This window comes from Streptomyces sp. NPDC007945 (assembly GCF_042958885.1).
Taxonomy (GTDB): Bacteria; Actinomycetota; Actinomycetes; order Streptomycetales; family Streptomycetaceae; genus Streptomyces.
Map to the genome: position 1 here is coordinate 312,656 of NZ_JBIBJV010000004.1, position 22,395 is coordinate 335,050.

At 73.6% G+C, this 22,395-nt stretch carries 20 protein-coding genes; 16 read left to right on the forward strand and 4 right to left on the reverse strand.

The features are described from left to right. Positions 1-17: 17 nt before the first annotated feature. Positions 18-2,648 (forward strand): RICIN domain-containing protein, encoded by a 2,631-nt coding sequence (locus ACFZCF_RS15560; RefSeq protein WP_391286870.1) that lies wholly within the window; start codon positions 18-20, stop codon positions 2,646-2,648. A 70-nt stretch (positions 2,649-2,718) separates the two neighbouring features. On the opposite strand, the gene ACFZCF_RS15565 is transcribed toward ACFZCF_RS15560, so the two are convergent. Beyond that, positions 2,719-3,666, reverse strand: coding sequence for a collagenase (locus tag ACFZCF_RS15565; protein WP_388447658.1), 948 nt, complete (start codon positions 3,664-3,666; stop codon positions 2,719-2,721). Positions 3,667-3,730: 64 nt separating this feature from the next. Here ACFZCF_RS15565 and ACFZCF_RS15570 point away from each other — a divergent pair, with 64 nt between their 5' ends. The 3 genes from ACFZCF_RS15570 (at position 3,731) to ACFZCF_RS15580 (ending at position 5,688) form a co-directional block, all read left to right on the forward strand. Next, on the forward strand, positions 3,731-3,943 hold the full coding sequence (locus tag ACFZCF_RS15570; protein ID WP_388447656.1) for a hypothetical protein: 213 nt from the start codon (positions 3,731-3,733) through the stop codon (positions 3,941-3,943). A 121-nt stretch (positions 3,944-4,064) separates the two neighbouring features. Beyond that, on the forward strand, positions 4,065-4,634 hold the full coding sequence (locus ACFZCF_RS15575; RefSeq protein ID WP_391286871.1) for an EF-hand domain-containing protein: 570 nt from the start codon (positions 4,065-4,067) through the stop codon (positions 4,632-4,634). Positions 4,635-4,761: 127 nt separating this feature from the next. Further along, positions 4,762-5,688 carry a TIGR03564 family F420-dependent LLM class oxidoreductase gene (locus ACFZCF_RS15580; RefSeq protein WP_391286872.1) on the forward strand — a complete coding sequence of 309 codons (927 nt, stop codon included), beginning with the start codon at positions 4,762-4,764 and terminating at the stop codon, positions 5,686-5,688. 124 nt (positions 5,689-5,812) lie between these two features. On the opposite strand, the gene ACFZCF_RS15585 is transcribed toward ACFZCF_RS15580, so the two are convergent. Then, a complete protein-coding gene (locus tag ACFZCF_RS15585; RefSeq protein WP_391286873.1) occupies positions 5,813-6,691 on the reverse strand; it encodes a DUF1684 domain-containing protein in 879 nt (292 codons plus the stop codon). 378 nt (positions 6,692-7,069) lie between these two features. Further along, entirely contained in the window at positions 7,070-8,080 is a 1,011-nt protein-coding gene (locus ACFZCF_RS15590) for an ABC transporter permease subunit (RefSeq protein ID WP_391286874.1), read from the reverse strand. Positions 8,081-8,771: 691 nt separating this feature from the next. Between ACFZCF_RS15590 and ACFZCF_RS15595 the strand changes: the two genes are divergently transcribed. The 12 genes from ACFZCF_RS15595 to ACFZCF_RS15650 all read left to right on the forward strand — a co-directional run bounded on the left by ACFZCF_RS15595 (position 8,772) and on the right by ACFZCF_RS15650 (position 21,363). Next, complete coding sequence (locus ACFZCF_RS15595; protein WP_388447646.1) at positions 8,772-9,887, forward strand: LLM class flavin-dependent oxidoreductase; 1,116 nt, start codon at positions 8,772-8,774, stop codon at positions 9,885-9,887. Continuing rightward, positions 9,887-10,402: a GNAT family N-acetyltransferase gene (locus ACFZCF_RS15600; RefSeq protein WP_391286875.1), complete on the forward strand. Its 516-nt coding sequence runs from the start codon at positions 9,887-9,889 to the stop codon at positions 10,400-10,402. Before ACFZCF_RS15595 ends, ACFZCF_RS15600 begins: the two co-directional genes overlap by 1 nt. A 62-nt stretch (positions 10,403-10,464) precedes the next feature. Next, the gene (locus tag ACFZCF_RS15605; protein WP_391287092.1) at positions 10,465-11,361 is read left to right on the forward strand and encodes a transporter substrate-binding domain-containing protein; all 897 of its coding nucleotides are present in this window, start codon (positions 10,465-10,467) and stop codon (positions 11,359-11,361) included. A 19-nt stretch (positions 11,362-11,380) separates the two neighbouring features. Continuing rightward, positions 11,381-12,442, forward strand: a complete 1,062-nt coding sequence (locus ACFZCF_RS15610; protein WP_388447642.1) for an amino acid ABC transporter permease — start codon at positions 11,381-11,383, stop codon at positions 12,440-12,442. Continuing rightward, entirely contained in the window at positions 12,439-13,245 is an 807-nt protein-coding gene (locus ACFZCF_RS15615) for an ATP-binding cassette domain-containing protein (RefSeq protein ID WP_391286876.1), read from the forward strand. The genes ACFZCF_RS15610 and ACFZCF_RS15615 overlap by 4 nt, the downstream gene beginning before the upstream one ends. A 73-nt stretch (positions 13,246-13,318) precedes the next feature. Then, positions 13,319-14,305 (forward strand): transporter substrate-binding domain-containing protein, encoded by a 987-nt coding sequence (locus tag ACFZCF_RS15620; protein ID WP_391286877.1) that lies wholly within the window; start codon positions 13,319-13,321, stop codon positions 14,303-14,305. A gap of 94 nt (positions 14,306-14,399) precedes the next feature. Then, a complete protein-coding gene (ssuE, locus tag ACFZCF_RS15625; RefSeq protein ID WP_391286878.1) occupies positions 14,400-14,966 on the forward strand; it encodes an NADPH-dependent FMN reductase in 567 nt (188 codons plus the stop codon). Between the two features lie 121 nt (positions 14,967-15,087). Further along, positions 15,088-16,206: an LLM class flavin-dependent oxidoreductase gene (locus tag ACFZCF_RS15630; RefSeq protein ID WP_391286879.1), complete on the forward strand. Its 1,119-nt coding sequence runs from the start codon at positions 15,088-15,090 to the stop codon at positions 16,204-16,206. A 265-nt stretch (positions 16,207-16,471) separates the two neighbouring features. After that, positions 16,472-17,677 carry an LLM class flavin-dependent oxidoreductase gene (locus ACFZCF_RS15635; RefSeq protein ID WP_391286880.1) on the forward strand — a complete coding sequence of 402 codons (1,206 nt, stop codon included), beginning with the start codon at positions 16,472-16,474 and terminating at the stop codon, positions 17,675-17,677. Between the two features lie 20 nt (positions 17,678-17,697). After that, entirely contained in the window at positions 17,698-19,095 is a 1,398-nt protein-coding gene (locus ACFZCF_RS15640; protein WP_391286881.1) for an NtaA/DmoA family FMN-dependent monooxygenase, read from the forward strand. Then, positions 19,092-20,219: an LLM class flavin-dependent oxidoreductase gene (locus ACFZCF_RS15645; protein ID WP_388447627.1), complete on the forward strand. Its 1,128-nt coding sequence runs from the start codon at positions 19,092-19,094 to the stop codon at positions 20,217-20,219. Before ACFZCF_RS15640 ends, ACFZCF_RS15645 begins: the two co-directional genes overlap by 4 nt. 16 nt (positions 20,220-20,235) lie before the next feature. Continuing rightward, positions 20,236-21,363 carry an LLM class flavin-dependent oxidoreductase gene (locus tag ACFZCF_RS15650; RefSeq protein ID WP_391286882.1) on the forward strand — a complete coding sequence of 376 codons (1,128 nt, stop codon included), beginning with the start codon at positions 20,236-20,238 and terminating at the stop codon, positions 21,361-21,363. A gap of 115 nt (positions 21,364-21,478) precedes the next feature. Here ACFZCF_RS15650 and ACFZCF_RS15655 read toward each other — a convergent pair whose 3' ends face one another. Next, positions 21,479-22,390 carry an ion channel gene (locus ACFZCF_RS15655; protein ID WP_391286883.1) on the reverse strand — a complete coding sequence of 304 codons (912 nt, stop codon included), beginning with the start codon at positions 22,388-22,390 and terminating at the stop codon, positions 21,479-21,481. Between the last annotated feature and the right edge of the window lie 5 nt (positions 22,391-22,395).

Below are 22,395 nucleotides of genomic sequence, written 5' to 3' on the forward strand. Positions count from 1 at the left end.
CAAGGAGCACACCCCCCATGAACAACCCCACGAACGGCGCGCGCCGTGGGCGTCACCGGCGTAGCTGGAGCGCCACCGCCCTGCTGATCGGCGTGCCCACCGCCGTCGTGCCGTACCTCCTGTTCTCCCAGGACGACTCGCAGGCCGCGACGGTCGACGCCAACGCCTTCTACCGGCTGGTCTCCGTGCGCAGCGGCAAGGTCCTGGACGTCGACGGCTTCTCCACCGCCGACGGCACCCGCGTCCAGCAGTGGACCGACCAGAACACCGCCAACCAGCAGTGGAGGCTCCGCCCCACCGGGGACGGCCACTACGAGCTGGTGAACCGCAACAGCGGCAAGGTGCTGGGCATCGCGGGCGGTTCCACCGCACCGGCGGCCGCCGCCGAGCAGCAGACCGACAGCTCCTCCGCCGCCCAGGAGTGGCGGATCGACGTCGTGCCCGGCTCCGGCGCCGTCACCTTCACCTCCCGCGCGAGCGGCCTCGTCCTGGACGTCGCCGGCGGCTCCAGGGCCCAGGGCGCGGCGGTCATCCAGTACCCCGGCCGGGGCGGCGACAACCAGCGGTGGACGCTGGTGAAGGTGCCCGATGCCGCCGGGACGTCCGCGTCCGGGCCGTACAGGTGGCGGAACGCCCAGGTGGTCGGCGGCGGTTACGTCACCGGCCTGGTGTTCAACCCCCGCGAGAAGGGGCTGTTGTACGCGCGCACCGACATGGGCGGGGCCTACCGGTGGGACCCCGCGGCCGAGCAGTGGATCCCGCTGACCGACTGGGTCGGCGAGAAGGACTGGAACCTGCTGGGCATCGACGCCGTGGCCACCGACCCGGTGGACCCGAACCGCCTCTACCTCGCGTCCGGCACCTACACCAACGACTGGGCCGGCAACGGAGCGATCCTCCGCTCCACCGACCGGGGCCGCACCTTCCAGCGCACCGACCTCCCCTTCAAGCTGGGTGGCAACGAGGACGGCCGCGGGGCGGGCGAACGCCTGGTGATCGACCCCGCGAACCCCCGGACCCTGCTCCTCGGCACCCGGAAGAACGGCCTGTGGCGCAGTACCGACAGCGGAGCGACGTGGCGCCAGGTCTCTTCGTTCCCCGTCAAGGACGGGGCGGGCAGCGGCGCGGGGATCTCCTTCGTCACGTACGGCCCGGCCGGCAGCGGCACGGTCTACGTCGGCGTCGCCGACCGCTCGACCTCCTTGTACCGGTCCACCGACGGCGGCAGCACCTGGCAGGCCGTCCCGGGGCAGCCCACCGGCCAGCTGCCCCAGCACGGCGTCCTGTCCGGCGACGGCTCGCTGTATCTGACGTACACCGACGCCCTCGGACCCAACGGGGTGACCGCGGGCTCGGTCCGGAAGTACACGCCGAAGAGCGGGAGCTGGAAGGACATCTCCCCCTCCCGGGGCGGCTACGGGTTCTCCGGTCTGGCCGTCGACCCGTCCCGTCCCTCCACGGTGATGGTCACCACCCTCGGCCGCTGGTGGCCCGAGGACGAGATCTACCGCAGCACCGACGGCGGTGCGACGTGGCGGGCACTGGCCGGAAGAACGGTGCGGAACGCCTCGGCGGCTCCGTACGTCGGCACCCACACCGGGCACTGGATGACCGCCCTCGCCATCGACCCCTTCGACTCCGGGCACGTGCTGTACGGCACGGGCAACGGCATCTGGCGCAGCGAGGACGCGACGGCCACCGACAGCGGCGGCACGAGCCACTGGACCGGGGGCGCGCGCGGCCTGGAGGAGACGGCGCTGATGGACGCGGTCGCCCCGCCCGGCGGCGCCGCCGTCGTCACCGCGATGGGCGACCAGGGCGGCTTCCGCCACGACGACCTGACCAAGGTGCCCGCCGGGCGGCTGAGCGACCCGATGATGACCAACAGCACCGACATCGACTTCGCCCAGGCCGACCCGTCGCTGATGGTCCGCGTCGGCCGGGGCGGCGCACAGGACGGCGCCTATTCCACCGACGGCGGCACCAGTTGGACCGGCTTCAGGGCGGAGCCGGTGCCCGGCGCCCGGGACGGTCGCGTCGCCCTGGCGGCGGACGGCTCCGCCATCGTCTGGACGCAGGCCGGCCAGGCCCCGTACCGCTCGGCCGACAAGGGCGCGAGCTGGTCGAAGGTCCGCGGCCTCGGCACCGACGCCGCGGTCGTCGCCGACCGCTCCTCGGCCCGTACGTTCTACTCGCTGTCCGGCGGCACGCTCCACGCCAGCACCGACGGCGGAGCGACCTTCACCGCCCGGGCGACCGGACTGCCCGCGGCCGGCCGGCTGACGGCCGTCCCCGGCATGGCGGGCCACCTGTGGATCGCGGGCGGCGGCCGGGGGCTGCTGCACTCCAGCGACGGCGGCCGCACGTTCACCCGGCTCTCCACGGTGGCCTCCGCCTCCGCGGTGGGCTTCGGCAGGCCCGCCCCCGGCGCCTCCTACCAGGCCCTCTACCTGATCGGAACGGTCGAGGGCGTCACCGGCGTCTTCCGCTCCACCGACAAGGGCGCCACCTGGCTCCGCGTCAACGACGACGCGCACCAGTGGGGCAGCATCGGCGGGGTCGGCGTGATCACCGGCGACCCCGACACCTTCGGGCGCGTCTACGTGGGCACCAACGGCCGCGGCCTGCAGTACGGCGATCCCTCCTGACCCACCCCCGAACGGGGCCGCGGGCACGAATCCCGCGGCCCCGACGGCGGCGGCCCGCCCGGAGGGGCGATCAGCCGCGGGCGGCCACCTCCGTCAGCCAGGCCTGCCAGTCGGCCTCGTGGTCCAGGCCGGTGAGGAAGGCGCGCGCGGCGGCCCAGTTCCCGGTGCGGTAGTGGCCGAGGACGGTGGCGACGTCGGCCGGGTGCCGCTCGACCATGTAACGGGCCGCGAGGTACCCCCAGTTGTAGGTGCGGTTGACGTCGCTGCCGGCGTAGGTGGTGTCGAACAGGGTGCGCAGGGCGTACGTGTGCTTGCCGGCCTCGGCCAGCGCGTTGGTGTAGGGGACGCCGCGGTACGCGTAGGAGACGTACTCGGCGATGCCCTCGCCCCACCAGACGGTGGGGGTGGTCTGGCTGTCGGCGAAGTCGCCGTGGAGGTCGTAGCGGCCGTCGAGGTAGTGGGTGTACTCGTGGTTGAGGTTCCAGATCTGCCAGCCGGGGCTCACGTCGGTGCGCTCGTAGCATATGAACCGGGGCTGGTTTCCGGTCCTGGAGGGGTCGCCCTCCAGGTACATGCCGCCGTTGTCGGTGTCGATGCCGTAGATCCGGCCGGCGTACGCCTTGTAGTCCGCGCTGGAGTTGAAGACGTCGACTTCGAGCTTGGTGTTGTAGTCGTCCGCGACGGGGCCCGGGTCCTTGACCACGTCGTGGAAGAAGGCGTCCTGGCCGGCCAGGCTCGCGCAGGTGGCGGCCAGTTGGGCGGCGGTCATCTCCTGGGCGCGGATCCGTAGCGCCGGGCCGCAGTCGTGGACGAGGGGCAGGATCCGGGCTTCGAGTCTGCCGCCGCCGGCCGCGGTCAGGCCGGCCGCGTTCTTGCCGGTGCCGTGGGCGGGGCGCTGCCCCGCGTCGGCGAAGACGTGGTCCGGGGCGGGCTCGCCCCGACCGGTCGGGGCGGCGTGGGCGGCGGTGGGGGTGGCGGCTGCGATCAGCAGGGCGGCGGCGAGGACCAAGGCGCGCAAAGTCGGCTCCTGGAGGGGGAGTTGGGGGACCGTTCCGGTGACGGGATGGGGAGTAAAATGGCACATGTCACATGCCTTATCAAGGGTGTGCGCGGGATCGGGAGCGCGGCCGCCCCCACCTCGGCGGGCTCCTGCCCGCCCTGCCCGCCGCCCCCTCTGGGCCCTGTGCCGTGTGCTCCAGCCCGGCGAGTGGGCGACCTTCGCCGGCTGCGCGACGGACGGCAACCACGTCACCGGGCTGCGGACGTGCGACCCGGCCGTCACCACCGGTGGCTGATTCGGCCGCGACCGCCGGTGGCTGATCCGGCCAGGGCGTTTCCTTCCGGGCGTCGCCTCGTTGCCCCGCGTGGCAGGCGCACCCGGCGTCTGCCCCAGGACCCGCGGGACGAGGAGTGGTGATGACCGGTCGGGACTTTCTGACGGCGAAGATCGAGCGTGGTTTCGACCAGCTCGACGTGAACGGCAACGGCGTGCTGACGGAGGACGACCACGTGGTGATGGGTCGCCGGGTGGCGTCCTCCCTCGGGCACGCCGAGGACTCGCCGGAGGCGCGCCGGATCGTCGACGCCTACCTGGGCATCTGGCGGGAGGTGCACCTGCCGTTCCTGCCGGCCGGAGGGGACGGGATCCCGCGGGAGCAGTTCGTCGCCTCGACCCGGGCGCTGGCCGACCACCCCGACGTCGCCGAGGCCACGCTCGGCGGAATCGCCGAGACCTACCTCCAGATCGCGGACATCGACCGGGACGGGCGCGTGAGCCCCGCCGAGTTCCTCGCCTTCCAGCGGGGGCACTTCCCGGAATTCACCGAGGAGGACGCCGCCGAGGCGTTCCGCCACCTCGACACCGACGGCGACGGCACGCTGTCGCCCGCCGAATTCACCAGCGCGGTCGTGGAGTTCTGGACCAGCACGGACCCCGGAGCGGCCGGCAACTGGTGGATGGGCCGGCCGGTCGAGGCCGGGAACTGAGCCGGCCGTCCCCGCCCCTGTGCGGTCGGGCCCGAAGCGGAAGCGCGGACGCCCGGAGGCGGTGACGGCACGCCGGCGCCCCCGTGGTGCGGGAATTCCCGCACCACGGGACCCTGTTGGGGCAGACATGAAACTCGGAGCGACGCTCAGCTCGACCTCTCGACAGCTTCCCCTGGACGACACCGTCGCCCTCGCGCGCGAGGCGCGGGACGCCGGTCTCCACTCGGCGTGGTTCGGTCAGTCCTTTGCGTACGACTCGCCCTCGCTGGCCGCGATCGTCGGCCGCGAGGCACCGGGCCTTCAGGTGGGGACGGCCGCGCTCCCGATCTTCGGCCGCCATCCCCTGCTCGTCTCCAGCCAGGCGCAGACGGCGCAGGCCGCCACCGCCGGCCGCTACCACCTCGGGCTCGCCCTCGGCACCCGGCACCTCACCGAAGGCGCGTTCGGACTGCCGTACCAGCGGCCCATCGGACTGCTCAGGGAGTTCCTCACCGCCCTGCGGCCCCTCCTCGAAACGGGCCGGGCCGACTTCCACGGCGAGCTCCTGACCGCGACGACGCCCTACCCGGCGACCGTGCCGGGAGACCTGCCGCCGGTCCCGGTGCTCGTCGCGGCCATGGGGCCGCAGGCCCTGCGCGTCAGCGGCGAACTCGCCGACGGGATCCTGCCGTTCCTGGCCGGCCCGCGTGCCCTCGCCGAGCACATCGTGCCGGCCGTGACCGCCGCGGCGGACGCGGCGGGCAGGCCCGCGCCCAGGATCGTGGCGCTCGTGCCCGGCGCGGTGACGGCCGACGCCGACGGCGTGCGGCGGCGCGCGGCGGACGTGCTCGCGCTCTACGAGCGGGTTCCGTCCTACCAGCGCGTCATCGAGCTCTCCGGCGTCGACCGGGCCGCCGACCTGGCCGTCCTCGGTGACGAGGAGACCGTGGCCGCCGAGGTCGGCCGCTACCGTGACGCGGGCGCGACGGAGGTGGTGTTCACCGCCACGGACCTGAGCGGCGAGGACGACCGCCGCCGCACCTGGAAGCTGCTCGGCGAGCTCTCGCGGGCCTGAACCCCGCTCCCGCCCGCGAGCCTCCGCCACGGACGGCGACCGCGACGGAGGCGGCGGCGCGGTCGCCGTCCGTGACGAGGGGCGGCGTGGACAGGACCGGGGGGCCGGCCTGATCCGACAGGCCCTAGGAGACCGGGCCGCGCTCGCGGGGGATCCTCTCGCCCGCCTCGATCGCGACGGGCAGCCGGTTCTCGGCCGGCGGCAGCGGGCAGGTCGCGAAGTCGGTGTAGGCGCAGGGCAGATTGGTGGCGCGGTTGAAGTCGAGCACCACCGTGCCGTCGGGCCCGGGAGCGGCGATGGCGAGCCCGCGGTTGGCCGCGTACGTGGTGACCCCGGAGGTCTCGTCGGTGAACAGCACGGTGAGGCTCCCCGGCGTCTGCCCGTTGAACGCGGTCAGGCTCAACTCCCGCCCGTCCAGGCGGAAGACGACGCGGCCCGGAGCGTCGTACACGTGGTGAAGACCCTCGACGGCGGCGCCCACCGTGGTCGGGCGCGGCTCGTCGAAGGGCTCGTAGCGGCCCGTGACCACCCAGCTCGGGTCGGGCTCGTACGCGGGCGTGCCGGTGAACGCGACCCGCAGCGGATGGTCGGGGTGCCGCGGCCGGACCACGTCCTGGCCGCCGGGCTTGGCGACCTCGATCACCGTGTCGCCCCAGACGGCGTCGACGCCGCCGCGCTCCGGGACGACGCCGAAGCGGTGCCGCCCCCGCACCACGGAACCGTCCACGACGAGTTCCGTCCCCTCGTCGAGCTCGACCACGACGCCTTCGGGCCCCGTCGACCAGCTTCCCGGTATGCCGGGGAAGCTCTGGGGTTCGGCGGAGAGCCAGTGCAGACCGGTGACCGCGAGGAAGCCGTGCTCCGACGCGAGCCGGGCGTCCTTGTCCCGGTGCCACTCCCGCCATTCCGCGGCGAAGGCCTCGGGATCGGGGAGGGTGGCGGCGCCGTCGGGGACGTCGGGTTCGACGGACGCGCGGGTGTCGGGGATGTCGTGGACGCTCATGCGTCTCCTCCTGGTGCGGTGGTGGGTGGGGTGTGCGCGCCCCCATGTGCGCCGCCGGGAAGCGGCGGGCTCCGTACGGGGGCCGGGCGCGGGCGGGAGGTGAACGGATCGCGGGCGGCGGAACGAGCCCGTCGGGGGCGCCCAGGAGCCCTGGGGCGGGTGCGCCGGGGTCCGGAACGCCGGGACGAGGCCTCGGGTCAGCCGGAACAGGCCATGGTCGTGACGCGCACGTAGTCCACGTGTCGACGCGTCACAAGAAGGCTCACGGCTTCAGGAGAACACAACTCCGGTGCGCGGCGCCAGTGTTCCCCCAGGGCGCCGGCTTCGACGATGACGGTCGATGCCGGGCGGGTTCGATCGGCCCGCCGCGTTTCCGCGTCATCCACGGCGGGGCGTCACCGTCGCCGACCGGGCCCGCAGGGCGGCCAGCCGGGACCGGAGTCGCTGGACGGGTGTGGGCGGCAGCGCGCGGGCGGAGCCCCGGGCGTAGTGGCGCTCGACGTAGAACTGGCCGGCGCTGAGCACGGTGGTGACGGCGATGTACCAGAGGGTGGCCACCATCAGCAGCGGGATCACCTGGTACGTCTGGTTGTAGACCAGCTGCACCGAGTAGAGCAGGTCGTGCACCGCCAGGACGCTGACGATGCTGGTGCCCTTCAGGGTGCCGATCAGCATGTTCCCCGCGGTCGGGACGATGGAGCGCATCGCCTGCGGGACGACGATCCGACGGAGGGTGCGCCGCCGGCCGATGCCGAGGGCCTGCGCGGCCTCCGTCTGTCCGACGTCCACCGAGAGGATGCCGCCGCGCACCACCTCGGCTGCGTACGCCGCCTCGTGCAGGGTCAGGCCGATGACCGCGGTGAGCGTCGGGCCCAGCAGGTTGACCGTGGTGACGGTGACGAACTCGGGCCCGAAGGGGACGCCGAGACCGAGCGTCGGGTACAGCGCGCCGATGTTGAACCAGAACAGCAGCTGCACCAGCAGCGGAGTGGACCGGAAGATCCACACGTATCCCCAACTCAGCGCGCGCAGCACCGGGTTGGCGGACAGCCGCATCACGGCCAGGGGTGTGCCGAGCAGGAAGCCCAGCACCATCACCACGGCGGTCAGCCACAGGGTCAGCAGCAGCCCGTCGAGCACGGCGGCGGTGGTGAAGTGGCGGCCGACCACCTCCCACTGGAAGGCGCGGTTGCGGACGACGGAGTGGACCGCCATCGCGAGGAGCAGCAGTGCGGCGGCGGCCGTCAGCGCGCGGCCGGTGTGCCGGCGCGGCACGATCCGCGGGAGATCGGCCTCGGGTCCCGGGCCGTCGACGGTGCTCGGGTGTCGTGGACGCGGCCCGGCCGCGGGGACGCGGGAAGGGACATGGACGTCGGAGGGCGAAGCCATCGGAGGGCTCTCCAGGTGAGGGAGCGCGGGCGGCGGCGGCCGCCCGGGGCGCACGGACAAGGACTCCGGCCGGGCGCTGGGCGGCGGCCGGTCTTCGGCGTGGTCACACGCGCCGCGTCCCTCAACGCGGCCGGCACGGCGCCACGTCGAGGCGGAGCCGGTCCGGCCCCGATCGTACGGGCGCACCGCGCGCGGATGTCAACCTCACCGCCCGGTGAACCGCCCACCCCCGTCCGGGATCCGGCCCGTGGTTGACGAGAAGCACCATGTCCTGCTCAAGTGGTCGCATGAATGCCGAGCAGCGCCTGGTCACCCGTGACCACATCGACTTCGGTCGGGTGTGGTCCGCGGCGTGTTGCGCCTGACGCGGCAGCGGGTCGTCCCCTCGGCCCTTCCCTCCCTCGGTGACCCGTCGCGGGCCGAGTTCCTTCCCTCGTAGCAGCGCCGTACGCGCCTTCCCGCCCCGTGCCGGGACCGCGTACGGACGATCCCGCGGGAACGGGCACGCGCTGCCGCCGCCCTCCCTCCTCCGAGGCTTCCGCCCCGGCGTCGTCACACCTGTCCCGCCCCGTTCCCGAGCGCCCTGAAGCACCGTCACCCCGACGGCGCCGCAGGCCGCTCCGCTCCGCCGCGCCCGTCGCGCCGCCACCGCGGCGCCGCGGCCGGAGGACCCGAGGAAAGGCCCTCTCCCATGCCCGTGGAGTTCCTTGGCATCGCCGCCACCCACGACGGCTCCGAAACCACCCCGCGCTCCGGCCCCGCCTTCGACAAGGAGTACACGCTCAGGCTCGCCCGTGCCCACGAGGAACACGGCTGGGACCGGGTGCTGTTCGCCTACGGCTCCGGATCGCCCGACCCCGCACCGGCCGCCGCGTACGTCGCGAGCAGGCTGGACCGACTCGGGATCCTGCTCGCCCACCGGCCCAACGTCTCCTACCCCACCTTCGCCGCCAAGACCTTCGCCACCCTCGACCTGATCAGCGAAGGCCGACTGGCCGTCCACTTCATCACCGGCGGCAACGACCACGAGCAGCGCCGCGAGGGCGACACCCTCACCAAGGACGAGCGCTACGCCCGCACCCGCGAGTACATCCGGATCGTCAAGAAGATCTGGACCACCCGCGAGCCCTTCGACCACGAGGGCGCCCACTACCGCTTCCACGACTTCGTCAGCGACGTCTTCCCGCACCGACAGCCCCGCCCCGCCGTCTCCTTCGGCGGCTCGTCGCCGGCCGCGTACGCGACCGGCGGCGCCGAGGCCGACGTCTACTGCCTGTGGGGCGAGCCCCTGGCCAGGACCGCCGAGCAGATCGAGGCCGTGAAGGCGGCCGCGAAGGCCGCGGGCCGCACCGACGTCCCCCGCATCCAGGTCGCGTTCCGCCCGATCATCGCCCCGACCGAGGAACTGGCCTGGGAGAAGGCGCACCGCACGCTCGGCGCGATCCGGGAGCGGCGGGCGGCCCTCGTACGACACCACCGCGGGGACGCCCCGGAGAACACCGGCTCCCAGCGGCTGATCGCCATCGCCGAGGCGGGGGAGCGCTACGACCGCGCCCTGTGGACCCCCACCGCCGCCGCGACCGGCGGAGCCGGCAACTCCAACGCCCTCGTCGGCACCCCTGAGACGGTCGCCCGGGCGCTCCTCGACTACTACGACCTCGGCGTCGACATCATTTCCGCGCGTGGCTACGACCTGCTGGGCGACGCGATCGACTTCGGCCGGCACGTGATCCCGATCGTCCGCGAGGAGGTCGCCCGGCGCGACGCCGAGCGGGCGGAGCGCGGCACCCTCGCGGGGGTGAGGTGATGACCCGCGCCCCGGAACTGACGGTCGTCCACGTCCCCGTCTCCGACCCCCTGGTCCGGCCCCTGCTGCGCGAGCTCGGCGACGAGTACTCCCGGCGGTACGGCAGGGACGCGCACGCCGAGATCTCCCGCTATCCCGACGAGGAGTTCACCGCTCCGCACGGAGGCGTCCTGCTCCTGCTCCTGGAACACGGCGTGCCGGTCGCGGGCGGCGCCTTCCGCCGGTACGACGCGGCCACGGCCGAGCTGAAGCGGATCTGGACGCACTCCGCCCACCGGCGGCGCGGCCTCGCCCGCCGCGTCGTCGCCGAACTGGAGCACGAGGCGCGGGCCCGGGGCTACCGGCGCATCCGCCTGACCACCGGCCCGCGCCAGCCCGAGGCCCGCGGCCTCTACCTCGCCACCGGCTACACCCCGCTGTTCGACACGCGGGCCGACCCCGAGACGCTCGGCCTGCTGCCCTTCGAGAAGCACCTGCCCTCACCCGCATCCCGCAGAGAGGCGGCCCGTCCGTGAGCACCCGTCACCTCGGCACACGACTGCGCCTCGCGGCCGCGGCCACCGCCCTGCTGCCGCTCATGGCGGCGCTCACCTCCTGCGGCTCCGGCGACACCCCCGGCACGACACCGGCCGGGGCCCGGGTCTCCGCCGCGCCGACGGACGACCCCGTCGCCGCCGTGCGCAAGGTGGACTCCGTCGCCGCCCTGCTGCCCGCCGACGTGCGCCGGGCGGGCACGCTGCGGATCGGCAGCTCGATCGGCTTCCCGCCCGGGGCCTACTACCCGGACGGGCCGGGCAAGCCGCCCGCGGGCCAGGACATCGACCTCGCCGACGCCGTGGCCAAGGTCCTCGGCGTCCGGCTGGAGCGCCAGGACGCGTCCTTCGAGACGATCCTGCCGGCCCTCGCCAGCGGCAAGTACGACGTCGGCACCGGCAACTTCGGCGTCACCCGCGAACGCCTGAAGAGCGTCGACTTCGTCACCTACATCAACGACGGCCAGGGCTTCGCGGTGAAGAAGGGCGACACCACCCTCACGACGAAGGTCACCGACCTCACCCAGCTGTGCGGGCTGACGGTCGGCACCGGCGCCGGCACCACCTTCGAGGCGACCCTCACCGCGAAGAAGGGCGTGTGCGCCGAGGCCGGCAAGGAACCGTACGACGTCAAGGTCTACTCGGAGAACGGGGCGACGCTCACCGCGCTCCAGCAGGGCCGGATCGACGTCGTCATGTCGACCATCAACGGCCTGCGCCACCAGGCGGCGCAGCCCGCCGCGCAGACCGCCTTCCTCGGCGAGTTCCACCGCCTCGACGTCGGCTTCGCCTTCCGGAAGGGCTCCCCGCTCACCCCGGCGTTCCAGGCCGCCGTCAACGAGCTGATCAAGGACGGCACGTACGCCCGGATCCTCGAGAAGTGGGGCACCACCGCCTCCGCGATCGACGCGTCCCGGATCAACCCCACCGAGCACCGATAAGAGGGGAGCAGGAAACCCGATGGCCCTCGTCACCGACCCCACCGCCGTACCACCGGGCGGGCCGGCCTCCCCGGCCCCCGCACCACCGGGCCCGCCGTCCCCGGACGCCGGCCCCGGAGCACACCCCGCACCACCCGACCCGCGGCCCGTCACGGTCGTCCCCGTCCGCCACTACGCCCGCTGGGCGGCGGCCGCCGCCGTGATCGTGCTCGTCTCCCAGTTCGCGCACGGCCTGGCCACCAACCCCGTCTGGGAATGGGACGTCTTCCGCTCCTACTTCCTCTCCGAGACGATCGTCCAGGCCGTGTGGGTGACCCTCCAGCTCACCGCGTACGCCACCGTGCTCGGCTTCCTCCTCGGCACCGTCCTGGCGTTCATGAGGCTGTCGAGCAGCCCCGTGCTGCAGACCGTCGCCTGGTCCTACATCTGGGTCTTCCGGTCCATACCGATGATCGTCCAGCTGGTGTTCTGGTTCAACCTCAGCGCGTTGTACGAGGAGTTGGGCGTCGGCGTCCCCTTCGGCCCCGTCCTCTGGTCCGTCGACAGCAACAGCCTCATCGGCACCATCGGCGCCGCCGTCATCGGCCTGACCCTCCATCAGGCCGCCTACGCGGCCGAGATCGTCCGCGGCGGGGTCATCGCCGTCGACCACGGCCAGCAGGAGGCCGCCGCGGCGCTCGGCATCCCCCGGCTGCGGCAGATCCGCCGGATCGTCCTGCCCCAGGCCATGCGCGCCATCCTGCCCACGGCCGGCAACGAGATCATCGGCCTGCTCAAGGGCACCTCGGTCGTGTACGTGATGTCCATCGGAGAGCTCTTCTACCAGGTGCAGGTGATCTACGGCCGCAACGGCCGGGTGATCCCCCTGCTGCTCGTCGCCACCGCCTGGTACGTGGTCCTCACCACCCTCCTGTCGGTCGCGCAGTACTACGTGGAGCGCCGCTACGCCCGGGGCGCCGACCGCACCCCGCCACCCACGCCGCTCCAGCGCGCCCGGCGCTCCGTCCGTGCCCTGCGCGCCGCGGCCGCGCGGCGCGACCGGCCCGTCGTACCCCTCACACCCCTGGGAGAAAGCCGATGAGCGACACCACCGCGACCGCGGAGGACGCGCGACCGGCCGACGGTGCCGTGATGGTGGACGTCCGCGGCGTCCACAAGAGCTTCGGCCACCTGCCGGTGCTGCGCGGGGTCGACCTCCAGGTCCGCGCCGGCGAGGTCACCGTCATCCTCGGCCCCTCCGGATCAGGGAAGTCCACCCTGCTGCGCACCATCAACCACCTGGAGAAGGTCGACCGCGGCTGGATCGGCATCGACGGCGAGCTCATCGGATACCGCCGCTCCGGCGACAAGCTCCACGAGCTCAGGGAGAGGGACGTCCTGAAGCAGCGCACCCACATCGGGTTCGTCTTCCAGAACTTCAACCTCTTCCCGCACCTCACCGTGCTCGACAACCTCGTCGAGGCACCGGTCTCCGCGCTCCGCCGCCCCCGCAGGGAGGCGGAGCGAACCGCCCGACGCCTCCTCGACCGGGTCGGCCTCGCCGACAAGGCCGACGCCTATCCGCGGCAGCTGTCCGGAGGACAGCAGCAGCGCGTGGCCATCGCGCGCGCCCTCGCCCTCGAACCCAAGGTGCTGCTCTTCGACGAGCCCACCTCGGCACTCGACCCCGAACTCGTCGGCGAGGTCCTCGACGTCATCAAGGACCTGGCCCGCAGCGGAACCACCATGATCGTCGTCACGCACGAGATCGGCTTCGCCCGCGAGGTCGCCGACACCGTGGTGTTCATGGACGACGGCGCCGTCGTGGAACAGGGCCCGCCCGCGGCCGTCCTCGACGCCCCGCGGCACGAACGCACCCGCGCCTTCCTCTCCAAGGTCCTCTGACCCCCGCGTCCCCTCGCCGCACCCCGCCACCGAACCCTCCGCCCCCTCCCTCACCCTGAGCCAGGAGCAGAACATGTCCCTCTCGACCAGCCGCCGCACCACCACCGCCGCCGCACTGGGGCTGACCGCCGCCCTCGTCCTCGCCGCCTGCGGCAACCCCTCCGACGGCGCCACGACCGAGGTCGCGGCCGCGTCGGGCGGCACGGTCAAGATCAACCTGAGCCCTGACCAGAACCGCGTCACCACGGACAAGGTCGACTCCATAGCGGCCCGGGTCCCGGAGGAGATCCGCCGAAGAGGCACCCTGGAGATCGTCGACTCCTCCGGCTCCGCCGCACCGCTCACCTTCTTCGCCACCGACGACAAGACCGTCATCGGCGTCGAGCCCGACATCGCCTACCTGGTCGCCGACGTCCTCGGCCTGAAGCCACACATCAACACGGTCTCCTGGGAGAACATCTTCGTCGGCCTGGACAGCGGCAAGTACGACGTCGGCTTCAGCAACATCACCGTCACCGAGGAGCGCAAGGAGAAGTACGACTTCGCCACCTACCGCGAGGACAACCTCGGCTTCGAGGCGAAGAAGGGCAGCGGCCTGCGGATCGACGGGCCCGAGGACGTCGCGGGCAAGGCCGTCGCCGTCAGCAGCGGAACCAACCAGGAGAAGCTCCTCGTCGAGTGGAGCAAGGAGAACGAGAAGGCCGGCCGCGAGCCGGTGGACATCAAGTACTACCAGAACGACAGCGACACCTACCTCGCCCTCCAGTCCGGCCGCATCGACGTCTACCTCGGCCCCAACCCGACCACCGCCTACCACGCGGCCACCACCGGCAGGACCGAGGTGGTCGGCACGTACTCCGGCGCGGGCTCCACCCTCCAGGGCCTCATCGCGGCCACCACCAAGAAGGGCAGCGGGCTGGCCGAACCGCTCGCCGCCGCCCTCGACCACGTCGTCGAGAACGGCACGTACGCCCAGGTGCTCCAGCGCTGGGGCCTCTCCGACGAGGCCGTGACCACGTCCGTGGTCAACCCGCCCGGCCTGCCCAAGACCGCCGAGTAGCCGCCCGCGGGAAGCGGGGCCGCGGCCCGACCCGGCCCGCGGCCCCCGCCGTCCCGCCCGCCCCGCGACGACCCACGCTCCCGAAGGATCCGCCATGGCCACCGTCCTGTCCGTCTCCGGAAGCCCCTCCGCCACCTCTCGCACCGCCCGGCTGCTGCGCCACCTGGACCGGCGGCTCGCGGCCCAGGGACACGAGGTGATCCCCCTGGACGTCCGCACCCTCCCCGCGGACGCCCTCCTCGGCGCCGACTTCCGTCACCCGGCGATCGTCGAGGCGGCCGGCCTCTTCGCCCGCGCCGACGGGGTCGTGATCGGCACCCCCGTCTACAAGGCCGCCTACTCCGGCCTCCTGAAGTCCCTGCTGGACCTGCTGCCGCAGTACGGCCTCGTCGGCAAGACCGTCCTCCCGCTGGCGACCGGCGGGACCACCGCGCACGTCCTCGCCATCGACTACGCCCTGCGCCCCGTGCTCAGCTCCATGGGCGCCGCGCACATCGTCCAGGGCTGGTTCACGCTCGACAAGGACATCGAGGTGGGCCAGGACGGCTCCCTGACCGTCTCCCCGGGCGCGGCCGAGGCCCTCGCGCAGGTCGTGGACCAGTTCTCCGCGGCGCTCGGCAGCCGTACGGCCGTGACGGCGGTCGCCGGTCGCGCGGCCTGACCGCCCCCGGCCGCCTCTCCGTCCCGATGCCGCCCCCTTCCCTGTCCCTGTCCCCGTCCCTTTTCCCGTCCTGGTCCCCGTCCCGGTCCGGGTCGTCGGCGAGCGAGAGGCGTGCGTCCCCGTGAGCATCACCTTCCACTGGTTCCTGCCGACCAACGGCGACAGCCGCCATGTCGTGGGCGGCGGCCACGGCACCCCGGTCACCGGGACCGGAGGCGACCGGCCGCCGAGCGTCGGCTACCTCACCCAGATCGCCCGCGCCGCCGAGGACCTCGGCTTCACCGGCGTGCTGACCCCCACGGGTGCCTGGTGCGAGGACGCCTGGCTGACCACCGCCATGATCAGCGGACACACCGAGCGCCTGAGGTTCCTGGTCGCCTTCCGGCCGGGCTTCGTCTCGCCGACCCTCGCCGCGCAGATGGCGTCCACCTTCCAGCGGCAGACCGGCGGCCGGCTGCTGCTCAACGTGGTCACCGGCGGGGAGAGCGCCGAGCAGCGCGCGTACGGCGACTTCCTCGACAAGGACGCCCGTTACGCCCGCACCGACGAGTTCCTCGGGATCGTCCGCGCGCTGTGGGACGGCCGGACCGTGGATCTCGCGGGCGAGCACCTCCGGGTCGAGGGCGCCCGGCTCGCCCGGGTGCCCGATCCGCTGCCGGAGGTCTACTTCGCCGGCTCCTCGCCCGCCGCGGGCCGGGTCGCCGCCCGTCACGCGGACGTGTACCTCACCTGGGGCGAGCCGCCCGCCGCCGTCGCCGCCAAGATCGCGTGGATCCGGGCCCTGGCGGAGAAGGAGGGGAGGGCCCTCCGCTTCGGGATCCGCCTCCACGTCATCACCCGCGACACCTCCGAGCAGGCCTGGGCCGAGGCGCGCCGGCTCCTCGACGGCTTCGACCCCGAGACCGTCGCCGCGGTACAGGCGGGGCTCGCCCGCAGCGAGTCGGAGGGGCAGCGACGCATGCTCGCCCTGCACGGCGGCGGGCGCGACGGCCTGGAGATCCACCCCAACCTGTGGGCCGGGATCGGTCTGGTGCGCGGCGGAGCCGGTACGGCCCTGGTCGGCAGCCACGCCGAGGTGGCCGAGCGCATCACCGAGTACCACCGGCTCGGCATCGACGAGTTCGTGCTCTCCGGCTACCCGCACCTGGAGGAGGCGTACTGGTTCGGCGAGAACGTCCTGCCGCGCCTCGTCGCCCGGCCGCCCGCGCCGGACTCCGCACCGAAGCCGGTCGCGCGATGACGCGGGCGGGCGGGAAGGGTGCGGGCCGCCACCGCGCGGCGCCCGTCCCACGGGACCGCGACGCGCTCTCCACCTCCGCCGGTCCGGCCCTTCCCAGGATTCCGGGACACACCGTCCGAGAGCCCGCCGTGCCGGAGCCGCCGGCCGGCACCCTCTGTCGATCCCGATCCCGATCCCGATCCCCGATCCCGATCCGCTCCCCGTCGTCGAGCCCCCGTACGAGCGCCGATGACCGCCCCACGGTCGACCAGGAAGGCCTTCTCCCTTGTCCGCACATGCCCCGCTCCATCTCGCCGTCGCGCTGGACGGCACCGGCTGGCACCCCGCCGCGTGGCGCGAACCGACCGCCCGGCCCCGCGACCTGTTCACCGCCGCCTACTGGACCGGCCTCGTGACCGAGGCCGAACGCGGCCTGCTCGACTTCGTGACGTTCGAGGACGCCCTCGGCCTCCAGACCTCGCACCCCACCGAGCCCGACGGCCGCACCGACCGGGTCCGGGGCCGGCTCGACGCCGTCCTCGTCGCCGCCCGCGTCGCGCCTCGGACCCGGCACATCGGACTGGTGCCGACCGTGGTCGTCACCCACACCGAGCCGTTCCACCTCTCCAAGGCCATCGCCACCCTGGATCACGTCAGCGCCGGCCGCGCCGGCCTGCGCGTCCGGGTGACGGCCCGACCGGACGAGGCCGCGCACTTCGGCCGCCGCACCTTCCCGGCCACCCGCGCGGAGGACCGGGACACCCCGGCCGTACGCGACCTGACCGCCGAACTCCTCGGCGAGGCCGCCGACTACGTCGAGGTCGTGCGCCGCCTCTGGGACAGCTGGGAGGACGACGCGGAGATCCGGGACGTCGCCACCGGCCGCTTCGTCGACCGCGACAAGCTCCACCACATCGACTTCCAGGGCAGGCACTTCAGCGTCAGAGGCCCCTCGATCACCCCTCGGCCCCCGCAGGGCCAGCCGCTCGTCACCGCGCTCGCCGACGACACCGTGCCGTACCGGCTGGTGGGCCGTTCGGCCGACGTCGGGTACGTCACCCCGCGGGACACCGGCCACGCCCGCGCCGTCGTCGCCGAGATCCGTGCCGCCCAGGCCGCCGCGGGCAGGGCGGGGGAGCCGCTGCACGTCTTCGGCGACCTCGTGGTGTTCCTGGACGACGACGCCGCGGCGGCGGAGGACCGCAAGGCCCGCCTGGACGGCCTCGCCGGCCACCCCTACACCAGTGACGCCGAGGTGTTCACCGGTACTCCCGATCAACTGGCGGATCACCTCCAGGAGTTGCAGGAGTCGGGGCTCAGCGGCTTCCGGCTCCGGCCGGGAGTGATCGGCCACGACCTGGAACGGATCACCCGGGGCCTGGTGCCCGCACTCCAACGCCGGGGCGCCTTCCGGCACGCCTACGAGGCGGACACCCTCCGGGGTCTGCTCGGGCTCGCCCGCCCCGCCAACCGCTACGCCGCCGTCCTCTGAGCCGCAGGAGCCGTACCGCCATGACCGACCCGACCACGGGCAAGCCCTTGAAGCAGATCCACCTCGCGGCCCACTTCCCCGGCGTCAACAACACCACCGTGTGGAGCGACCCGCGGGCCGGCAGCCACATCGAGTTCGACTCCTTCGCGCACTTCGCGCGCACCGCCGAACGCGCCAAGTTCGACTTCCTGTTCCTCGCCGAGGGGCTGAGGCTGCGCGAACAGGGCGGCCGGATCCACGACCTGGACGTGGTGGGGCGGCCCGACACCTTCACCGTCCTCTCCGCGCTCGCCGCCGTCACCGACCGACTCGGGCTCGCCGGCACCATCAACTCCACCTTCAACGAGCCCTACGAGGTGGCCCGCCAGTTCGCCGGCCTCGACCACCTGTCGGACGGACGCGCCGCCTGGAACGTCGTCACCTCCTGGGACGCCTTCACCGGCGAGAACTTCCGGCGCGGCGGCTTCCTCCCGGAGGACCAGCGCTACTCCCGGGCCAGGGAGTTCCTGTCCGCCGCCACCGCGCTGTTCGACTCCTGGCGGGGCGACGAGATCGTCGCCGACCAGGAGTCCGGCCTCTTCCTCGGCGACGCGCGCGCCGGAGCCTTCGCCCACCGGGGACGGCACTTCGACATCGCCGGCCGGTTCGACGTCCCGCGCAGCCCGCAGGGCCGTCCGGTGATCTTCCAGGCCGGCGACTCCGACGAGGGCCGCGAGTTCGCCGCGGCCGACGCCGACGCCATCTTCAGCCGGCACAGCACCCTGGAGGCCGGCCGCGCCTTCTACTCCGACGTCAAGGGACGCCTCGCCCGCTACGGCCGCACTCCCGACCAGCTCCTCATCCTGCCCGCGGCGACCTTCGTGCTCGGCGACACCGACGCCGAGGCCGAGGAGCTGGCCCGCGAGGTACGGCGCCGACAGGTCAGCGGCCGGACCGCGCTCACGTACCTCGAACACGTCTGGAACCGGGACCTCTCCGCGTACGACCCCGACGGCCCGCTCCCCGACATCGACCCGGACCCGGGCGAGAACACCGTCGTCCGCGGCCGCGCCGACGTCCGGAGGTTCCGCGACCGGCTGGCCGTCGCCAGGCGGTGGCGCGAGCGCGCGGTCGCGGAGAAGCTGTCGATCCGCGAGCTGGTCATCGAGACCACGGGACGCCAGTCGTTCATCGGCTCCCCGGCCACCGTCGCCGACGCCCTCGACCACTTCGTCCAGACGGACGCCGCCGACGGCTTCATCCTGGTCCCGCACCTCACCCCCGGCGGCCTCGACGAGTTCGCCGACACCGTCGTCCCGCTGCTCCAGGAACGCGGGGTCTTCCGCCGCGACTACACGGGCACCACGCTCCGCGACCACCTCGGACTGGCCCACCCCGACGCCCGCGCAGACGCGGAGACCCGGCGGGCGGCCTCGTGAGGTTCCTCGCCATCACCCTCATCGCCCACACCCCCGACCCCGTGACCGGAGCGCGGAAGACCACCGGCGAGCGCTTCCGCGAGGTGATCGAGGACGCGCTGCTGGCGGAGGAGCTCGGATTCGACGGCTTCGGCGTCGGCGAACGCCACGAGCGGCCGTTCCTCTCCTCCTCCCCGCCGGTCGTGCTCGCCCACCTCGCCGCGCTGACCTCCCGCATCCGGCTGTTCACCGCCGTCACCACGCTCAGCCTGCTCGACCCGGTCCGCGCCTACGAGGACTACGCGACCCTGGACCACCTGTCCGCCGGCCGGCTCGACCTGATCATCGGCAAGGGCAACGGCACCGCCCAGCGCGAGCTGTTCCACGTCACGCCCGAGGACCAGTGGGAGCGCAACGCCGAGAGCCACGACCTGTTCCGCCGCATCTGGCGGCAGGGCAGGGTGAGCGCCACCCCGCGCTTCCGCCCGGCGCTGACCGACGCCGAGGTGTGGCCGAGGCCGTTCCAGCAGCCCATCCGGATCTGGCACGGCAGCGCCACCAGCCGGGAGTCGGTCGACCTGGCCGCGCGCCACGGGGATCCGCTCTTCTCGGCCAACGTCACGCACCCGATCGAGCCGTACGCGGCCCTCATCCGCCACTACCGGGAGCGCTGGGAGCACTACGGCCACGATCCGGCCCTGGCCGCGGTCGGCGCCGGCACGGCCGGCCACTACGCGGCACGCACCTCGCAGGAGGCCGTCGCCGCTTTCCGGCCGGTGTTCGAAGGGCGGCTCGCGCTCCAGAAGAGCCAGGGACTGGAGCCGGTGTTCACCACCCTGGAGGACTACGTCGAACGCAGCTCGGCGCTGATCGGCAGCCCGCAGCAGATCATCGACAAGGTGCACCGCTACCACGAGCGGTTCGGACATACCGTGCTCCACCTGCCCGTCGACGCGAGCGGTCTCACCCGCGACCGGCACCGCGCCTCCCTCGAACTCTTCCAGTCCGAGATCGCGCCGGTGCTGCGACGCGAGATCCCCGATCCGCCGTTCCCCTGGGCCCCGGTCACCGCCGCACCCGGTGCCGATGCCATTGCCGATCCCGGTCCCCTGCCCGTACCGGCGCCCGTGCCCACCGACCGCTGAGGAGCACCACCCCACCATGCCCGGCATCCCCCTCGGAGTCCTCGACCTCGTCCCGATCCCGTCCGGCTCCACCGCCGCCCAGGCGCTGCGCAACACCGTCGATCTGGCCCGGCAGACCGAACGGTTCGGCTACGCCCGCTACTGGTTCGCCGAGCACCACCTCAACCCGGGGGTCGCCGGATCCTCTCCCGCCGTGGTGCTGGCCCTGACCGCCTCCGCGACCTCCACGATCAGGATCGGCTCCGGCGCCGTGCAACTCGGACACCGCACCGCCCTGTCCACCGTCGAGGAGTTCGGGCTCATCGACGCCCTGCACCCCGGGCGGCTCGACCTCGGCCTCGGCCGCTCCGGCGGCCGCCCCGCCGGGGGGACCGCGGAGGCCCGGCCGACGGTCACCCCGGTCGTCGAAGGACGCGCGCCCAACGGCCTGCGGATCCCGCCCCGGTTCTCCCCGGAGCACCTGATCGGATCCCCCCGCTTCCGGCTCCAGCAACGGCTCCTGCGCCAGCCGGGTGCCCGCCCCCAGGAGTACGCCGAGCAGGTCGCCGACGTCCTCGCGCTGCTGCGCGGCGACTACCGCGCCGCCGACGGGACCGAGGCGCACGCCGTCCCCGGCGAGGGCGCGGACGTCGAGGTGTGGATCCTCGGCAGCAGCGGCGGCGAGAGCGCCGACGTCGCCGGCCGCAACGGCCTGCGCTTCACCGCCAACTACCACGTCAGCCCCGCCACCGTGCTGGAGGCGGCGGACGGCTACCGCGCCGCGTTCCAGCCCTCCGACCACCTCGACAAGCCCTACGTCAGCGTCTCCGCCGACGTCGTCGTCGCCGGGGACGACGCGACCGCCCGTGAGCTGGCCACCGGCTACGCCCCGTGGGTCCGCAGCATCCGCACCGCCGAGGGCGCCATCCCCTTCCCGACCCCGGCCCAGGCCCGGGCCCACTCCTGGACCGCGGCGGACCGGGCCCTGGTCGCCGACCGCGTCGACACCCAGTTCGTCGGCTCGCCGGGGCGGGTCGCGGACCAGCTCGAACAACTCCAGGAGGCCACCGGCGCCGACGAACTGGTCATCACCACCGTCACCCACGACCACGCCGACCGGGTCCGCTCCTACCGTCTCCTCGCCGAGGAATGGCAACGGCGCTGAGCCGACCGCGAGGACCACGGCCCCGGCACGGCCGCGGAGCTCCGGCCCGGCCGGATCCGCGCCGGAGCCCGTCGAGTCCCCCGGCCGCACCACCGCGTCGCCGGAGCGGGCGGGCTCAGGACCGCCCGTCCCCGCCGGCGGCGGGAGGGCCGTCCGGCTCCCACGGCTGTCCGTGGTCGCGGGCGAAGGCCGCGAAGATCCGGTCGGGGCCACCGCCCGTGCGCAGGAAACGCTCGTCGAGCACGCCGGCGAGGTCGGCCAGCGCCCTGTCCAGGACCGAGGCGGAGAGTCGCACGTCCGGATGGTCCGCCTCCGACGCACGCGCGGCGAGCCCCAGCGCGTAGCCCAGCTGCCGGGGCAGGGCCGTGTGCTCGTCGGCGTCGTGGAAGTAGTACGACTCGGCGTACTGCATGAAGTCGACGGTGACGGTGGCCAGGCCGGAGGCGAGCCCGTCGAGCATCGCCGCACCGCCCCCGGAGTCGAGGGTCCGGGTCGTGGTCGCACTGCGGCGCAGGTGCGAGAGGCGCAGCGCGAGGGTCCTGCGGCGGGCGAGGGCCGGGTAGATGCCGAGGATCCACGCGACGGTCGCGGACAGCAGGACGAAGCCCACGAGGGCCTCCATCGGGGCCAGCACGCGCAGCCATCCCGTCGTCGGAGCGATGTCGCCGAGACCGAGCGTGGCCAGGGTGACGAGGGAGACGTACAGGGCGTCCACCGGGCCCGCGTGCTCGCCGGGGGCGAGCTCCGACGCGTACGAGAAGCCGTCCGGCATGTGGGGCCAGTAGACGAGCGCCCAGCCCACCGCCACCGTCAGGGCCCACACGGCGACGACCGCGACCATGCCGAGCGGCCCGGCGAGCCCGGCCGGCCGCCGACGCGAGCCGCGGTGGGCCGACACGCGCCAGACGGTCCGCATGACGAGCCTGCTCAGACCGCCGTGACGGGTCGGATGCCACAGCGTGTGGAAGAGGTCCCGGAGGATGACGAGGACCAGCAGGGCCCCCAACGGCGTCACCAGCCAGGCCATCGCGC

What these genes read in the sequence shown, in the direction of transcription:
- ACFZCF_RS15560 (WP_391286870.1), top strand. Translation starts at nt 18, where the DNA reads ATGAACAACCCCACGAACGGCGCGCGCCGTGGGCGTCACCGGCGTAGC.
- ACFZCF_RS15570 (WP_388447656.1), top strand. Translation starts at nt 3,731, where the DNA reads ATGTCACATGCCTTATCAAGGGTGTGCGCGGGATCGGGAGCGCGGCCG.
- ACFZCF_RS15575 (WP_391286871.1), top strand. Translation starts at nt 4,065, where the DNA reads ATGACCGGTCGGGACTTTCTGACGGCGAAGATCGAGCGTGGTTTCGAC.
- ACFZCF_RS15580 (WP_391286872.1), top strand. Translation starts at nt 4,762, where the DNA reads ATGAAACTCGGAGCGACGCTCAGCTCGACCTCTCGACAGCTTCCCCTG.
- ACFZCF_RS15585 (WP_391286873.1), bottom strand. Translation starts at nt 6,691, where the DNA reads ATGAGCGTCCACGACATCCCCGACACCCGCGCGTCCGTCGAACCCGAC.
- ACFZCF_RS15590 (WP_391286874.1), bottom strand. Translation starts at nt 8,080, where the DNA reads ATGGCTTCGCCCTCCGACGTCCATGTCCCTTCCCGCGTCCCCGCGGCC.
- ACFZCF_RS15595 (WP_388447646.1), top strand. Translation starts at nt 8,772, where the DNA reads ATGCCCGTGGAGTTCCTTGGCATCGCCGCCACCCACGACGGCTCCGAA.
- ACFZCF_RS15600 (WP_391286875.1), top strand. Translation starts at nt 9,887, where the DNA reads ATGACCCGCGCCCCGGAACTGACGGTCGTCCACGTCCCCGTCTCCGAC.
- ACFZCF_RS15605 (WP_391287092.1), top strand. Translation starts at nt 10,465, where the DNA reads ATGGCGGCGCTCACCTCCTGCGGCTCCGGCGACACCCCCGGCACGACA.
- ACFZCF_RS15610 (WP_388447642.1), top strand. Translation starts at nt 11,381, where the DNA reads ATGGCCCTCGTCACCGACCCCACCGCCGTACCACCGGGCGGGCCGGCC.
- ACFZCF_RS15615 (WP_391286876.1), top strand. Translation starts at nt 12,439, where the DNA reads ATGAGCGACACCACCGCGACCGCGGAGGACGCGCGACCGGCCGACGGT.
- ACFZCF_RS15620 (WP_391286877.1), top strand. Translation starts at nt 13,319, where the DNA reads ATGTCCCTCTCGACCAGCCGCCGCACCACCACCGCCGCCGCACTGGGG.
- ssuE (WP_391286878.1), top strand. Translation starts at nt 14,400, where the DNA reads ATGGCCACCGTCCTGTCCGTCTCCGGAAGCCCCTCCGCCACCTCTCGC.
- ACFZCF_RS15640 (WP_391286881.1), top strand. Translation starts at nt 17,698, where the DNA reads ATGACCGACCCGACCACGGGCAAGCCCTTGAAGCAGATCCACCTCGCG.
- ACFZCF_RS15650 (WP_391286882.1), top strand. Translation starts at nt 20,236, where the DNA reads ATGCCCGGCATCCCCCTCGGAGTCCTCGACCTCGTCCCGATCCCGTCC.
- ACFZCF_RS15655 (WP_391286883.1), bottom strand. Translation starts at nt 22,390, where the DNA reads ATGGCCTGGCTGGTGACGCCGTTGGGGGCCCTGCTGGTCCTCGTCATC.